The 14,695-nt window shown below is 59.9% G+C and carries 14 protein-coding genes; 9 read left to right on the top strand and 5 right to left on the bottom strand.

The genetic code is table 11. From position 1 onward, the window contains the following. Positions 1–93: 93 nt before the first annotated feature. Both ACYZT8_RS07645 and ACYZT8_RS07640 read left to right on the top strand, forming a co-directional pair. Positions 94–405: an Mpo1-like protein gene (locus ACYZT8_RS07645; RefSeq protein ID WP_131062531.1), complete on the top strand. Its 312-nt coding sequence runs from the start codon at positions 94–96 to the stop codon at positions 403–405. Between the two features lie 99 nt (positions 406–504). Then, entirely contained in the window at positions 505–1,095 is a 591-nt protein-coding gene (locus tag ACYZT8_RS07640) for an HD domain-containing protein (RefSeq protein ID WP_461980207.1), read from the top strand. 135 nt (positions 1,096–1,230) lie between these two features. On the opposite strand, the gene ACYZT8_RS07635 is transcribed toward ACYZT8_RS07640, so the two are convergent. After that, a complete protein-coding gene (locus ACYZT8_RS07635; protein ID WP_461980206.1) occupies positions 1,231–2,046 on the bottom strand; it encodes a UDP-2,3-diacylglucosamine diphosphatase in 816 nt (271 codons plus the stop codon). A gap of 129 nt (positions 2,047–2,175) precedes the next feature. On the opposite strand from ACYZT8_RS07635, the gene ACYZT8_RS07630 reads away from it, so the two are divergent. The 3 genes from ACYZT8_RS07630 to ACYZT8_RS07620 all read left to right on the top strand — a co-directional run bounded on the left by ACYZT8_RS07630 (position 2,176) and on the right by ACYZT8_RS07620 (position 5,502). Continuing rightward, entirely contained in the window at positions 2,176–2,940 is a 765-nt protein-coding gene (locus tag ACYZT8_RS07630) for a helix-turn-helix transcriptional regulator (RefSeq protein WP_461980205.1), read from the top strand. A gap of 165 nt (positions 2,941–3,105) precedes the next feature. Next, positions 3,106–4,164, top strand: coding sequence for an IS110 family RNA-guided transposase (locus ACYZT8_RS07625; RefSeq protein ID WP_461982392.1), 1,059 nt, complete (start codon positions 3,106–3,108; stop codon positions 4,162–4,164). A gap of 447 nt (positions 4,165–4,611) precedes the next feature. Beyond that, on the top strand, positions 4,612–5,502 hold the full coding sequence (locus tag ACYZT8_RS07620; RefSeq protein WP_461980204.1) for a DMT family transporter: 891 nt from the start codon (positions 4,612–4,614) through the stop codon (positions 5,500–5,502). Here the strand turns inward: ACYZT8_RS07620 and ACYZT8_RS07615 are convergent. The 4 genes from ACYZT8_RS07615 to recQ form a co-directional block, all read right to left on the bottom strand. Next, the gene (locus ACYZT8_RS07615; RefSeq protein ID WP_461980203.1) at positions 5,496–5,783 is read right to left on the bottom strand and encodes an Rdx family protein; all 288 of its coding nucleotides are present in this window, start codon (positions 5,781–5,783) and stop codon (positions 5,496–5,498) included. The genes ACYZT8_RS07620 and ACYZT8_RS07615 overlap by 7 nt on opposite strands. 45 nt (positions 5,784–5,828) lie before the next feature. Continuing rightward, entirely contained in the window at positions 5,829–7,574 is a 1,746-nt protein-coding gene (locus ACYZT8_RS07610) for a FimV/HubP family polar landmark protein (RefSeq protein WP_461980202.1), read from the bottom strand. A 128-nt stretch (positions 7,575–7,702) separates the two neighbouring features. Beyond that, on the bottom strand, positions 7,703–8,137 hold the full coding sequence (locus ACYZT8_RS07605; protein ID WP_461980201.1) for a MarR family transcriptional regulator: 435 nt from the start codon (positions 8,135–8,137) through the stop codon (positions 7,703–7,705). Between the two features lie 118 nt (positions 8,138–8,255). Then, positions 8,256–10,382 (bottom strand): DNA helicase RecQ, encoded by a 2,127-nt coding sequence (gene recQ, locus ACYZT8_RS07600; RefSeq protein ID WP_461980200.1) that lies wholly within the window; start codon positions 10,380–10,382, stop codon positions 8,256–8,258. A gap of 412 nt (positions 10,383–10,794) precedes the next feature. Between recQ and ACYZT8_RS07595 the strand changes: the two genes are divergently transcribed. From ACYZT8_RS07595 to lapD, 4 genes are all read left to right on the top strand, one after another. Beyond that, a complete protein-coding gene (locus tag ACYZT8_RS07595; protein WP_010461974.1) occupies positions 10,795–11,382 on the top strand; it encodes a UPF0149 family protein in 588 nt (195 codons plus the stop codon). A gap of 10 nt (positions 11,383–11,392) precedes the next feature. Next, positions 11,393–11,788, top strand: a complete 396-nt coding sequence (locus tag ACYZT8_RS07590; RefSeq protein ID WP_461980199.1) for a YbaN family protein — start codon at positions 11,393–11,395, stop codon at positions 11,786–11,788. 238 nt (positions 11,789–12,026) lie between these two features. Further along, the gene (lapG, locus tag ACYZT8_RS07585; protein ID WP_461980198.1) at positions 12,027–12,731 is read left to right on the top strand and encodes a cysteine protease LapG; all 705 of its coding nucleotides are present in this window, start codon (positions 12,027–12,029) and stop codon (positions 12,729–12,731) included. Between the two features lie 22 nt (positions 12,732–12,753). After that, complete coding sequence (lapD, locus tag ACYZT8_RS07580) at positions 12,754–14,694, top strand: cyclic di-GMP receptor LapD (RefSeq protein WP_461980197.1); 1,941 nt, start codon at positions 12,754–12,756, stop codon at positions 14,692–14,694. The last annotated feature ends 1 nt before the right edge of the window (position 14,695 follow it).

Here is a 14,695-nt window from a genome sequence, read left to right as displayed (position 1 = left end):
CACTGGCTGATGCCAATGAACACTCTAGACTCAAATAGGCTACCCGCCGAACAACTTGCAATCAGAACAACAATAACCACAGAGATCGCAGTCGTGGAAAACATCAGACGTTTCAACAGTTTCGCGGAGTTTTACCCGTATTACCTCAGCGAACACAGCAATAGCACCTGTCGACGATTGCATTTTGTCGGTACCAGCCTCGTCATCTTCATCTTGGCGCTGACCATTGGCAAAGGCGCCTGGTTGATGTTGCTGGCCTTGCCACTGGCGGGTTACAGCTTCGCCTGGATCGGGCATTTCTTTTTCGAGAAGAACCGTCCCGCCACGTTCCAGCATCCCCTTTATAGCCTGCTCGGCGACTTTGTCATGTACCGCGACATGATTCTGGGTCGCGTGCCGTTCTAGGCTCCCTTGGCCACAAAAGCGTCCTGCATAGCCAGTGTGATCTTGGATCCAAGTTCTACACTCAAGAAATCCCTTTCGATTAGAACAAGAGGATAGCTGATGAACGCCAATGCACGATTCACCCACATGCAGGATGGCACACAGGAAGACTGGGCAATCATCGCCGCAGACTTCAGTGCCTACGCGAAGCAGTTGCCGACACGAATTGTGGCGCACCTGAAATTGCTGGAGGGTGATTTTGGCGGCTTCCCGGTGGATCGCCTCACCCACTCCTTGCAAACCGCCAGCCGTGCCTGGCGCGATGGCCGTGATGAAGAATATGTGGTCTGCGCACTGCTGCACGACATCGGCGACACACTGGGTTCCTATAACCATCCGGACATTGCCGCGGCGATTCTCAAGCCGTTCGTCAGCGCCGAGAATCTGTGGATGGTTGAGAAGCACGGGATATTCCAGGGGTATTACTTCTTCCATCACCTGGGCATGGATCGGCATTTGCGCGAACAATTCAGCGAGCATCCGCAGTATCAGGCGACCATCGAGTTCTGCGCCAAATATGACGCGGCGGCGTTTGATCCGGCTTACGAGACGTTACCGCTGAGTTTCTTTGAGCCGATGATGGAGCGCTTGTTTGCGCATCCGAAACATTCGATCTACAAGGCGGCGATGGAAGAGCATTCGCCAGCCTGATCGATCCGGTGGGACTGCTGCGCAGTCCATTCGCGAGCAAGCCCGCTCCCACATTAAACCGTGTCCAACTTGAAAACACGGTCAAATGTGGGAGCGGGCTTGCTCGCGAAGAGGCCGGCTCAAACACCCCAAATGTTAAGCCGGCTCTGCCATTTTGATGGCCTTCAACTCCGCCTCCCGCGCCTGGGCATCCGCCAACCGGTACAACTCGATCGACCCGTCCCAATGCTCGATCAGCGCCGTGCACGACTCCACCCAATCCCCGCAATTGAGGTAATCCACCCCGCCGACCTTGCGAATCTCGGCATGGTGAATGTGCCCGCACACCACCCCATGCAACTCGCGTTTGACGCACTCGTGGGCGATGGCTTCTTCAAAATCGCTGATGAAGCTGACCGCCGTTTTCACCTTGTGCTTGAGGTAGGCCGATAACGACCAGTAGCCGTAGCCATAACGGGCGCGCCAGTGATTCAGCCAGCGGTTGAGGGTCAGGGTGAACTCGTAGGCCGAGTCGCCGAGAAAGGCCAGCCAGCGGTGATACCGGGTGATCACGTCGAACTGGTCGCCATGAATCACCAGCAGATGGCGGCCATCGGCGGTCACGTGCACCGCTTCGTCCACCAGTTGGATGTTGCCCAGAATCAGCTTCGAATAGCGGCGCAGGAATTCGTCGTGGTTGCCGGTGACGTAGATCACCTCGGTGCCGCGTTTGCTCATGGTCAGCAGGCGGCGAATCACGTTGGTGTGCGCCTGAGGCCAGTACATGCCGCTGCGCAGTTTCCAGCCGTCGATGATGTCGCCGACCAGGTAGACCTTGTCCGCGTGGTAGCCCTTGAGGAACTGCGACAAGTGTTCGGCCTGACAGTCACGGGTGCCCAAATGCACATCGGAAATCCACAAGGTCCGCACACGTTGCTTACGGCTGGGTTTGGCGAGCTCGGCGCTGGTCATGGGCAACCCTCTGGGCAAGTTTTGGCAACTTTGCCTCAATCCGGTTAATTGCCCATGACAACCGCGAGTCAATCCTGTGACAACGCCCGGCCGGTGTAGACTGGCCGCATCTTGACCGGGAGACCTGCGATGAGACCGATCCTCACGCTTCGCCAATACACCAAGGACCTGATCGTCCACAGCCACGACCACGCGCAACTGGTGTTCGGGCTGTCGGGTGCGCTGGACTTCGAGGTCGGCGGGCATGGCAGTCAGGTGATTCAGCAGAGTTTTGTGGTGGTGCCGTCGGGCTTCCATCACGCCTGCGGCAGCAGCAATGGCAGCCGTTGCCTGGTGCTGGATGTGCCGAGCGATCAATGGGTTTCGCAGTCCCTTGGCGATCACGCCGACGCCAGCCGCCGTTTGCTCGACAACGCCGGTCGCCTGCCGCTGGATGCCGGGCAAAGCCAATTAGTGAGTTGGCTGGCGGGCAGCCAGGTCAGCGACCCGTTGATTGCCCAGCAAGGCGCGGTGCTGTTATTGGCCAGCCTCAATAATGCCAAGCCTGAAGTGGTGGGCGGTCGGCGCCTGCCGTATGCGGCGCTGAATGCGCACATCGATCAGTACGCGGCTTATCCGCTGCAAGTCGCCGATCTGGCGCGTGTCGCCGGGCTGTCCAGTGCCCGCTTGCATGCGCGGTTTGTCGCGGAGTGCGGGCAGACGCCGATGGATTACATCCGCAGTCGGCGGCTGCATATCGCGGTGGGACTGCTGCGCGACTCACCCTTACCGATCGGCGAGATTGCCAGTCGGGTCGGTTACAGTTCTCAGAGTGCATTTGCCGCGGCGGTGTTGCGCGAGTTTGGTACGACCCCGGGCAAACTGCGGCGCGAGGCTGGCGACAAAAGTCGATAGTCTGCCGACAGACTCGCTGGGGTGTACGCGGTCAAATGTAATTGGATGGACTCGCCCAAGTCGAGGCGTCAATGCGCCACGATGGCAGTCTAAACAGCCAACGACAGCGAGGGCGAGTCCATGAAAAAGCATACTTCGGTTGATCAATCCCTGTCTTCTTCCGATTTGTCGGCCTGCACAACCGTAGCGGTCGATTTGGCCAAGCAGGTCTTTCAGGTCGCCGGGGAAGATGTCCTCGGCCAGGTGCACTACGAGCAGCGGATCAAGTCGCGCGAGGCGTTTTATGAGTTTCTACGCCAGTTGCCGCCTCATGTCGTGGTTCTGATGGAGACCGGTCCGGGTGCTCAAGCCTGGGCCCGGCAGCTGCAAGACCAAGGCAATCTGGCGCGGATTCTTCCAGCCCGTTTGGTGGCCACACATCGTAGCGGGCCTAAAAATGATCGCAACGATGCGCTGGCGATTCTGCGGGCTGGTCGCGATGAAAAGATCTACGCAGTGCCGGTCAAAAGCGTTGCGGCGCTGGCAATGCAGGCGTTGCATCGGGCCCGCCAAGGCTATGTGCGTCGACGCACGGCGGTGAGCAATCAGATGCGCGGCCTGCTGCTCGAGCATGGCGTGGCCTTGGCGCAGGGCGATGTTGCGATCAGCCAGAAAATTCCGCGGGTACTGGAAGATGCCACCCAGCCGGTGCCGGGCCTGCTGCGTGAACTGATCGACGAACTGTTGGCCGAGTGGCGCCATTTGGGCGAACGCATCAGCGTGCTGACGGGGCGCCTGGAAGTGGCCGCCAACGCCGACATGACGGCGAAGCGACTGATGACTGTGCGCGGCATCGGCCCAGTCACTGCCACGGCACTGGTGGCCAAGGAAACCAAGCCTGAGCGATTTCCCAATGCCCGCAAGTTTGCCGCGTACTTTGGCATGGTGCCAGACCAGCACAGCAGCGGGCAGACGGTCCGGCTGGGGGACATGACCAAGCGAGGCGATGTTTATTTACGCAGCCTGATGATCCAGGGAGCCCACGCGGTACTGCAACAACTACGACCTGATTCCCAGCAACCCGATGACCGCCGCTTGTTGCGCTGGATGAGCCGGCTGGGTCGTAAGGAGGCTGCGATCAGGTTGGCCAACCGCAACCTGCGAATCGTCTGGGTGCTTCTACAGAATGACCAGACTTATCGTCGCCAGGCGGGTGATGGCCAGCAAGCGACGATGAGCCACTGAGCGACAGAGTTCTGCCACCGAGGTACCAACTGTCCGACCCTTTGCTGAAAAACATTGACCCCAGGTAAGACCGGCGTGGATTGATGCCTTAGCTGCTACTGGCCTTCGAGGCCTGACTGTAATCGGCATACCACGAGCTCTTCCAATTTTGGCCAGAAGCCGAAGACGGCTTCCTCGAATAGGCCTAATACATAGATGCAACGGGGCGGCGGTTTTTCAAAAGCGGGTAGACAGTGGGGGCGAGTCCATACATAGCAGCTGGCGAAGCCTGCGTTCGGCTGCGGAGCAGTCGTGAAATCGGACAACTCGGTCTTTCAGTTAAATCCGGAATTCAGGGTTTACGACTGCTGCGTCCGAACGCGGCCCGAGCCGAACGCAGGCTTCGCCAGCTGCTACAGGGCGGCGGTGTCTGTCAGCCCGGTTTTAATACGTTTATCAAGGAATGCAATGACTCCCCGTACCGCCCTTGGCGCCTTGCATATCGGCGCACTGATGTTTGGTCTGACCGGTGTGTTCGGCAAACTCGCTGCCGCCTCGCCCGCCGTCATCGTTTTTGGCCGGGCCGCATTTGCCGTGCTCGCCTTGGCGGTGTTCGCACGGTTCGCCAGCAACACGCGCTGGCAGAAACTCGAAGCAGTGGACTGGCGTCGTCTGCTGCTCAGCGGTTTGCTGCTGGCTGGGCATTGGGTGAGTTTTTTCATTGCGGTGAAAGTGGCCGGTGTGGCGATCGCGACCCTGGGGTTCGCCACCTTCCCGGCGTTTACCGTAATCCTCGAAGGGCTGATATTTCGTGAGCGGATCCGTGCCAATGAAATTCTGTTGGTGGTGCTGGTGAGTGTCGGGCTGGTGCTGGTCACGCCTGACTTCGATCTGGCGAGTGGCGCCACCACGGGCCTGCTCTGGGCGGTCGGTTCAGGTTTGCTGTTCGCCCTTCTGTCGCTGACCAACCGCGCCAGCTCCGGCAGAATACCGCCGGTGCAGGCTGCGTTGTGTCAAAACGTTGTGGTCGCGCTGTGCCTGCTGCCGGTGGCGGCGCCGCAGTTAAGCGAAGTCCGCGCGATCGACTGGCTGTGGATCGGTTTGCTCGGGGTGTTCTGCACCGGCGTCGCTCACAGCTTGTTTGTCGCCAGCCTGGCGGTGATCAAGGCGCGCACCGCCGCCGTGGTGTTCGCCCTGGAGCCGGTGTACGGCATCACCATGGCCTGGCTGTTGTTCGATGAAAACCCGACGCTGCGCATGCTGATCGGCGGCGCATTGATCATCGTCGCGATCGTGGTTTCCAGCAGACTGTCCGGCTCAAGCAAAAAGACCGTGGCAGCCGAAGCCGCGTCTCACTGAGTGCGGTCGTTGTGGCCGAGGTCGCGCTCAGGGTCGATCTGATCGCGGACCCGCTGCTTGAGCACCTTGGCCTCCGGGAAACCGCCGTCGGCCTTGCGCTCCCAGAGCTGCACGTCGTCACAGAAAATATGGAAAACCCCACCGGTGCCGGGCACCAGCGACACTTTGCCCAGGTCATCGCCAAAGGTACTGAGCAGTTCCTGGGCCAGCCAGGCCGCACGCAATAGCCATTGGCATTGCGTGCAATAGGTGATGATGATTTCCGGTTTACGCGTGGTCATGATGGGCAAGACTCCTGAGCCAGAGGGCGCCGCTATAGTAGAGGCTCAGCGGATTCCGGCCAACAGGCTCCGGGCGGTCTGCTTGAGCGGCTCATCGCCTTCCTTCAGCAACTCGTTGAGCAGTTCGATGGCGCTGTCCAGATCGCCGTCATCGATGCAGGTCTGGGCTTGTTCCAGTTTATCGGCGCTGGTTGACTCGGCTGGCTCTAGGCTCAAGGGTTCAAGTTCCAGGGACTGACCGGAAACGCTGAATTCGTCGAGAAAGTCGGCATCCAGCGACTGGGAATCCGGTTCTGCAACCCACTCAAGCTCCGGTTCGTCCAACGTCGGCTCTTCAGACACCTCGATTACATGGGGCAACACGTGCAGGTTTGAGGTGAACGCGGGCTCTACAGCTTTAGGTGATTCGTCTGAAGATTTAGCCTTGTCGAAAGGGCTGACCAAGTCCCAGCTGGAATCCATGGACAGGTCATCCAGGTTCAACTGGAACTCGTCGGCAGGTGCCGCTACTTCCGCGGAAGTGATGACTGCTGCGGCTGCAACCGGAGCCGCATTGCTCAGTTTCGGATAGCGGGCGCGGATGTCCTGAAGCTTTTGTACGTCGAACCCGTCGTCACGCAGGCTTTTTTCCTGTGCGTCATAGGCGGGTACGTCGCCTTGTTTACCCAGGACTTCCAGCAGTTGCACGGCCAGATCCGTGCGCTGCGGTTCCTTGGCCAACACTTCTCGCAACAAGCCGACCGCTTCGGAAAAACGGCCATAGGCCAGGTAAATACCGACCCCTTCCAGCACATCACCCGTTGGTGTTTCTTCACGGTTTTCGGGAACGGGTTTCAGTATGGGCTGTTGCGCCGGACGCTCAAGCATCGGCTCATGTCGCGCCGGTACAACGGGCGAAGACTCGGGCAATGCCTGAAGCTGCTGCCGTTGACGCCGAACAAACAACCCCAGCAGCACCAAAGCGATCAGCGCCAGCAAGCCGATGATCAGCGGCCAATGGCTAGCCTCGGGTTCTTCGACAACGACGGGAGCGGGCGCCACCGCTACCGGCGTCTCCAGCGGTGCCTGTTGGACCTCCGCCAACTGGGTTTGCAGTCCGGTCACCTGTTTTTTCTGGCCGGCGATCTGCTCGTCCTGTGCCTGAAGCTTCGCATTCAGCTCATCTACGGTTTTTTGCAGCTGCTGGTTTTGCAGGACGCTGGCGGCCAATTGTTCGGCAACAGGGTCAGGAACAGGCGCGGCAGGTTGAACGACGGCAGGCGCTGGCGCCGATTTCTTCGCCGTGGGTGCCTGCGCAGTGGCCGGTTTGACGCTCGGGAATGGAGAGTTTTGCGCGCTGGCGGCCGGTTCGTCATCGGCCGGCACAATTCCCGGTGAACCCGGTGGATCGATCAGCACCGTGTACTCGCGCAGCAAACGCCCGTTGGGCTGATTGAGCTGCACCAGGAAATTCAGGAAGGGTTCATTGACCGGTTTGTTGGAGGTCACCCGGATCAGGCTGCGGTTGCCCCGCAAGATCGGCGTGAACTTCAGGTCGTTGAGGAAGAACACCCGATCGACGCCGGCGCGGGTGAACTCCTCTGCTGTCGCTAGGCTGACCGAGAGCTCGCCCTCCTCCAGCCCACCGGCATCCTGCAAAGCGATGTCAGCGCGCAACGGCTGATTCAGCGCGGAATGAAGGGTAATGTCGCCCAATCCCAGCGCAGGGGCCAATGCCGAGTAAGTGACCGCACCACCGACCAGTAGCAGCCTGGCGCAACACCGCAATACAACGTGCCAACTCTCGAGCATGAGCATCCCTTAGATAACCAGAACCAACCTGTACGCGTTCGCACATCCGTTACGAACACGATATTGCCTAGTAGTTCTTTATAGTCTGCCCAACGGGTTATCTCAAAAAGCTGACGCGCGGTTATGCCTCAAGATTTTTCCAGGTTGGCCAGAATGTGCCCGTGGACACGCATGCAAATCTTTAAATCCGCCTCGTCGACGCCGTCAAACAGTTCGCGGCGCAGTTGCGTGGCAATGGTTTCAATTTGTTCGATCAAAGGACGGGCCGGGGCACAGAGGACGATTTTTTTCGCCCGACGGTCTTCCAGCACCGATTGGCGCTGGACCAGGCCTTGTGTTTCCAGGCTGTCGAGCAACCGGGCCAGGGTCGGCCCTTCAACGCCGACGCTTTGCGCCAGTTCACGTTGGGTCGGTGCTTGTTCGAAGCGCGCCAGGTGCAGCAGCACCAGCCAGCGTGCCTGGGACAGACCCAGGCCAGCCAGACGGCGATCCAGTTCGGCACGCCAGCCGCGGGACATCTGGGCCAGTTGCATGCCAAAACGGTGTTGATCGGTTAACGGCATAAAAAACTCATGATTAGACTGAAATAGAGAAAACTAATTATTAGTCAGCTAAGCATGACCATTGGCTTGAGGCAAGGCTTGGTCTGTAGTGAATCGTTACATCACTGTAACAGGTCATTTAAACCTCGAATTCGGATTGCAGTGCCGCCCGAACGCAGTACAAAACACCTTCCGGCACTCTCCCCGCGAACAGCGCGGCAATCTCCGACACCGGTGGCAACTCGCCCTCGCCATCCAGGAAGGCATCCTGGACCTCGCCCATCAACTCTTCAGGCAGATCCAGTGCTTGCTCCAGCGACAACTGCTGCTTGCCGATCGCCTCGGCGAGCATGGTGTAGACATTCTTTTCCGAGCATTGCAGCTGACCGGCGATCTGCAGCGGCGTCATGCCGGCGCGAGCGAGGGTGATCAGCTCATGGCGCACGTCGGCGACGACTTTCGGCGCCTCGACCTGACCGCCCAGCACTTCGAGGAAGGCCTCGCCATAACGTTCGAGCTTGCGCGCGCCGACGCCGCTGACCGTGGCCATTTCCGCCAGAGAAGTTGGCTGGCTGCGGAGCATTTCCAGCAGCGTCGAGTCGGGGAAGATGACGTACGGCGGCACCCCGTGTTCTTCGGCGAGTTTGCGACGCAAGGCGCGCAAGGCTTCCCACTGCTCGCGTTCTTCGCCGCGAACCAGTTGGCTCGCCTGGCTCTTGCTGCTTTTGGCAGTGGTTTGCGGCTTGAGGTCGCGGCGCAGTTCCAGGGTCACTTCGCCCTTGAGCAGCGGTCGGCACGTGTCGCTCAAGCGCAGGCCGCCGTAACCTTCGAGGTCAATGTCTGCCAGACCACGGGCCACCAGTTGTCGGAAAAGCGAGCGCCATTCGCTCTCGCCCATTGCCTTGCCTACGCCATACACCGACAGATGTTGATGGCCGAAGCTGCGGACCTTTTCGTTGTCCTTGCCCAGCAGCACGTCCACCAGGTGCCCGACGCCATAACGCTGGCCGGTGCGGTAAATCGCCGAGAGCGCCTGACGGGCCGGCTCGGTGGCGTCCCAGGTCTGCACGCCATCGACGCAGTTGTCGCAATGGCCGCACGGCTCAGGCATGTCTTCGTCGAAATAAGCCAGCAAGGTTTGCCGACGGCAGCGGGTTTCTTCACAGAGCGAGAGCATGGCGTCGAGCTTGTGCTGCTCCAGACGCTTGTGGCGCTCGTCACCTTCGGAGTTTTGCAACATTTGCTTGAGCATCACCACGTCTTGCAGGCCGTAAGCCATCCAGGCATCCGCCGGCAGGCCATCACGGCCACCGCGACCGGTTTCCTGGTAGTACGCCTCAAGGGATTTCGGCAAATCGAGGTGAGCGACAAAGCGCACGTTGGGCTTGTCGATGCCCATGCCGAACGCCACGGTGGCGACCATGATCAGGCCTTCCTCGTTGAGGAAGCGCTTCTGGTGATGGGCCCGGGTATCGTTGGGCAAACCGGCGTGGTACGGCAGTGCCGGGAAGCCTTGTTCGCTGAGGAACACCGCGACTTCGTCGACTTTCTTGCGTGACAGGCAATAGACAATGCCGGCATCACTGCGGCGCTCGGCAAGGAACGCCAGCAACTGCTTGCGCGGCTGCTCTTTGGGCACGATGCGGTAAAAAATGTTCGGACGGTCGAAGCTCGACAGGAAGCGCTCGGCGTTCTGCAAATGCAAACGATCGACGATTTCTTCGCGAGTACGCTTGTCGGCCGTGGCCGTCAGCGCAATGCGCGGAACGTTGGGGAACAGCTCCGCCAACTGGCCCAGTTGCAGGTATTCGCGGCGAAAGTCGTGGCCCCACTGGGACACGCAGTGGGCTTCGTCGATGGCGAACAGGGCGATTTCAAGACTCTGCAGGAAGGCCAGCATCCGTGGCTGGACCAGACGCTCGGGCGCCAGATAGAGCATCTTCACTTCGCCGCGCTTGATCCGCGCGGCGAGATCGCGCTGCTGCTCGGCGCTCAGCGTGGAGTTCAATGCGGCGGCAGCGACGCCGAGCTCTTCGAGGGTCGCGACCTGATCGTCCATCAGCGCGATCAACGGCGACACCACCACCGCCAGGCCTTCGCGCAGCAGCGCCGGGACCTGGAAGCACAATGATTTGCCGCCACCGGTAGGCATCAGCACCAGGGCGTCGCCGCCGTTGGCCACGCGCTCAATGATTGCACCCTGGCGGCCACGGAAACTGTCGTAGCCGAAGATGTCCTTGAGGACGCGTTGAGCCTGTTCGAGCATAAAAACTCCAGAAATCACAAAAACATCCCTGCAAGGCTGGTTCAGAACCACGCTGGCTGCACTGACAAATCGTAAGTGCGCATTGCATGACGCTTCACATTTCAGCCGTGACGCCAGCAGGGCATCACAAAACGCGCGAGTATACCCGAGGCCTGCCCGCCAAAGGGTGCCGCTGAGAAGACACACGAATGTCGATGCAACACAAAACCTGTGGGAGCGAGCCTGCTCGCGATGGCGGCGTGTCAGGCAATAAATGTATTGGATATACCGGCCTCATCGCGAGCAGGCTCGCTCCCACAGGGATTGCGGTGTTTGTGAGGTCTCAGGGGCGCAAATATGCCGCGCGGCTGGCCTGACCGCTCAAGAAGGCCTAGAATTCCCGCATCTGTTAATTCCCCAAGGTAGCCCTTTAATGTCCTTCGCTGAGCAACTAACCCGCCTGCAAGTCTTCCTCGACGCCGACGAACTGCATGACGAGGCGCTGGACTACGTGGCCGCCCACGGCTACCTCACTGCGCTTTCGATCTGTTCCGAAGAGGTTCCGGATCGTGAATGGATCGACGCCCTCTTCGCCGAAGAGCCGCATTACGCCGACGACACCGAGCGTGAAGCGATCGAATCCACCCTGCTGGCCCTTAAGGCTCACATCGCTCGCCAACTGGCCTCCGATGAAGAGTTCGAGCTGCCGTGCGACCTGGACCTGGGCGAAGAGCCGGACGATTCCGACCTGCGCGGCTGGTGCATCGGTTTCATGGAAGGCGTGTTCCTGCGCGAAGCGGCCTGGTTTGAAACCGCCGAAGACGAAGTCAGCGAAATGCTGCTGCCGATCATGGTCGGTTCGGGTCTGTTCGACGAACAGCCTGAGTTCGAAGACATCGCCAAAGACGCCAACCTGATGGACGACATGATCGTGCAGATCCCGGAAGCCCTGACCGCGCTGTACTTGCTGTGCCAGGCGCCAGACGAAAAACCGGCGATCCTCAAGCCACGTCACCACTAAGGTTTTGCCTATGGATAACCCCATAGGCAACCGCTCCCTGATGTTGCGTTACGTGCTGCTGGCCATCGGCTGGTTGAGCGTAGCGCTGGGGGTGATCGGGATTTTCCTGCCGGTGTTGCCCACCACGCCTTTCCTGTTGCTGGCCGCCGCCTGCTTTGCCCGCAGTTCGCCGCGGTTTTATCAGTGGCTGGTGGGGCATCCACGGCTTGGCCCGTGGATTCGCGACTACCTCGACGGCAACGGCATCCCGCTCAAGGGCAAGGTCTACGCGATCGGCCTGATGTGGGTGAGCATCCTGTTCTCCTGCTACCTGGTGCCCCTGCTGTGGGCGCGGGGGTTCATGTTGACCAGCGCGATACTGGTGACGATCTACATCCTCAAACAGAAAACCCTGCGCAAGCCCTGAGCTTTGAACAATTGAGCTTTTGTGGCGAGGGAGCTTGCTCCCGTTGGGTTGCGAAGCAGCCCCAAAACCTCAAACCCCATTTCTCCTGAAAGACCTCATTGACTGGTTTGGCGACTGCTTCGCAGCCGAGCGGGAGCAAGCTCCCTCGCCACAAATGGTCAGTACCCACTCGACGATTTGTCCTGCCTCGCTGAAAACTCCGCCTAGACTTCAGTCATCTGCACCCGAGCAGCCAGACATGTCTCGTCGACGGCGTAGTCCAGGAGGGTCAACGCTCCGACTTCGGCTCGGCGGATGGCTGCTGGCCAGTTTTCTGCTGACGGGGCTGGGCAGTGTCTGGGCCGACTGGGATTTTACGCAGATCCTGCAAATCGCCGAAAAGCGCTACGGCCCGCTCGGCCCCGCTCAAGGAAGAATCGAGGCCTGGAGTCAAATGCTCAAAAGCGAACTCAACCAACCCGAGCGCGAGCAACTGAACGCGGTCAATCGCTTCTTCAATCAACAACTGACTTTTCAGGACGACACGCGCATCTGGCGTCAGACCGATTACTGGGCCACGCCAGAAGAGTCGCTGATCAAGGGCGCCGCCGACTGCGAAGACTACGCGCTGGCGAAATATTTCAGCCTGCGCCAACTCGGGATTCCCAGTGAAAAGCTGCGCATCACCTACGTCAAAGCCCTGAACCAGAACCAGGCGCACATGGTGCTGACCTTCTACAGTAGCCCCACGGCCGAACCGCTGGTGCTCGATAACCTGATCGGCGAGATCCGCCCCGCCTCCCAACGCAAAGACCTGTTGCCGGTGTACGCCTTCAATGCCGAAGGCCTGTACTTGCCGGGCACCAATGGCGGCAAACGCAGCAGCGACTCGAAAAAACTGTCGCGTTGGCAGGACGTGTTGAAAAAGATGCAAGCCGAAGGGTTCGCCGTGGGCGAAGGCTAGCCGCCATCGCAAGGAGCGTTTTATGTCACTGCGCAAACAGTTGTTTCTCGCCATCTGCCTGTTCTTGTTGGTGGCCTTCAGTGGCAGTTTTTTTGTCAGCCTGGAAAGCTCCCGCGAACAGATGCTCGGCCAGTTACGCTCTCACGCCCAGGACGCCGCCACCGCGCTGGGCCTGTCGCTGACCGCGCAAATCGACGACCCGGCGATGAGCGAATTGATGGTCAGCTCGATTTTCGACAGCGGCTATTTCCGCAGCATCCGCGTCGTCAATATCGTTGATGAAAAGGTGCTGGTGGAGCGCGGCACACCGGCGAAAATCGAAGGTGTGCCCGGCTGGTTTGTAAGTCTGGTTAACCTGCGCCCGGAAGGTGGCGATGCGCTGATCATGCGCGGCTGGGAACAGGTGGCGCGGGTCGAAGTGCTGAGCAACCCGCAGTTCGCCCTGGCCAAACTCTGGGACAGCACACTCGGCAGCCTGATCTGGCTGTTGATCTGCGGACTGCTCAGCGCGGTGTTCGGTGGATGGTTGCTACGTCGACAACTGCGTCCACTCGACAAGATGGTCAGACAGGCCGAAGCCATCAGCAAACGCGAGTTCCTCAGCCTGCCAAAACTGCCACGCACGCCTGAACTGAGACGTGTGGTGCTGGCCATGAATCAGATGGTCGAAAAACTCAAGACGCTGTTCTCCGAAGAGGCCACGCGCAGCGAAAAACTGCGCGCCGAGTCCTATCAGGACAGCCTCACGGGCCTGGCCAATCGACGTTTGCTGGATGAACAACTGGCCGACCATTTGTTGGTCTCCGAGCAAAGCAGCGACGGCCATCTGATGATGCTGCGCATCAACGATCTGATCGGCCTCAACCAACGCCTGGGCGGACAGCGCACCGATGGGCTGATCAGCGCGGTCGGCGAATTGCTCAAGCGTCTGACGCAACTGCCGGAACGACGCACCTGGCTGGCGGCGCGCAATCGTGGCGGCGAATTCAGCCTGCTGACACCAGGCCTGGACAGCACCGAAGCGGCCCGCCTCGCCTCGGAAATCAGCGCCACGCTGGAAAATCTGCGCCTGACCGGCGCCAGCGATTGCATGCCGGTGGCGCACTTGGGTGTGGTTGCCTACCAGCCCGGCGAACAGGCCAGCGACGTCCTGCTGCGCCTCGATCAAGCGCTCGCCCAGGCTCAGCAACATCCCGAGCGCCCATGGGTGCATCTGGCGCGTTCCGATACCGCGACAAACCAATCCCAACACGACTGGCGCACCTGGATCGACGACGCGCTGACCGAGGGCAAAATACTGCTGTATTTCCAACCCGTCGTGCAATGCGCCGACACCAGCCAGGTGCTGCACCACAAAGTCCTCGCGCGCCTGCTCGACCCGCAGGGCGAGGCCATTGCCGCCGGGCATTTCCTGCCGTGGATCGAGCGTCTGGGCTGGTCGGCACGGTTCGACCTGGCGATGCTCGAAGCCACCCTCGACTACCTCGTCGTCAACCGTTGGCCGCTGGCGCTAAGCCTGTCCGGCAGCACCTTGCGTGATCAAACGCAGCTGAAGCAAATCATCGACATGCTCGAATCACTGCCCGAACTCGCCCCCCTGCTGACCTTGGAAATCGACGAACGCCAACTGCCGCCGCAGGAAGAATTGCAGCGCTTGAGCCACAGCCTGCTCAACACCGGTTTCCGCATCGGTTTGCAGCACTTCGGCGGCAGCTTCAGCCAAATCGGCAACCTGACGCAGCTGGGGTTGGCGTACTTGAAAATCGATGGGGCGTACATCCGGCACATTGATGAGCAGAGTGACAAGCGACTGTTTATCGATGCGATTTTCCGGGCGACCAACAGCATTGATTTACCGTTGATTGCGGAAATGGTCGAGACCAAAGGAGAGCTGGAGGTGATTCGGGAACTGGGTTTGTTTGGGGTGATGGGACGGTTGATCGGGCCGCCGGAGCCGATGTAGC

Source organism: Pseudomonas sp. LB3P93 (genome assembly GCF_054898025.1).
This window is presented reverse-complemented; position numbering and strand designations above follow the sequence as displayed.

Bases quoted from the DNA above. Each gene is read 5' to 3' on its own strand.
- ACYZT8_RS07605 (WP_461980201.1), bottom strand. From the start codon at position 8,137: ATGCCGTTAACCGATCAACACCGTTTTGGCATGCAACTGGCCCAGATG.
- ACYZT8_RS07615 (WP_461980203.1), bottom strand. From the start codon at position 5,783: ATGACCACGCGTAAACCGGAAATCATCATCACCTATTGCACGCAATGC.
- lapD (WP_461980197.1), top strand. From the start codon at position 12,754: ATGTCACTGCGCAAACAGTTGTTTCTCGCCATCTGCCTGTTCTTGTTG.
- lapG (WP_461980198.1), top strand. From the start codon at position 12,027: ATGTCTCGTCGACGGCGTAGTCCAGGAGGGTCAACGCTCCGACTTCGG.
- recQ (WP_461980200.1), bottom strand. From the start codon at position 10,382: ATGCTCGAACAGGCTCAACGCGTCCTCAAGGACATCTTCGGCTACGAC.
- ACYZT8_RS07610 (WP_461980202.1), bottom strand. From the start codon at position 7,574: ATGCTCGAGAGTTGGCACGTTGTATTGCGGTGTTGCGCCAGGCTGCTA.
- ACYZT8_RS07640 (WP_461980207.1), top strand. From the start codon at position 505: ATGAACGCCAATGCACGATTCACCCACATGCAGGATGGCACACAGGAA.
- ACYZT8_RS07595 (WP_010461974.1), top strand. From the start codon at position 10,795: ATGTCCTTCGCTGAGCAACTAACCCGCCTGCAAGTCTTCCTCGACGCC.
- ACYZT8_RS07620 (WP_461980204.1), top strand. From the start codon at position 4,612: ATGACTCCCCGTACCGCCCTTGGCGCCTTGCATATCGGCGCACTGATG.
- ACYZT8_RS07590 (WP_461980199.1), top strand. From the start codon at position 11,393: ATGGATAACCCCATAGGCAACCGCTCCCTGATGTTGCGTTACGTGCTG.
- ACYZT8_RS07630 (WP_461980205.1), top strand. From the start codon at position 2,176: ATGAGACCGATCCTCACGCTTCGCCAATACACCAAGGACCTGATCGTC.
- ACYZT8_RS07635 (WP_461980206.1), bottom strand. From the start codon at position 2,046: ATGACCAGCGCCGAGCTCGCCAAACCCAGCCGTAAGCAACGTGTGCGG.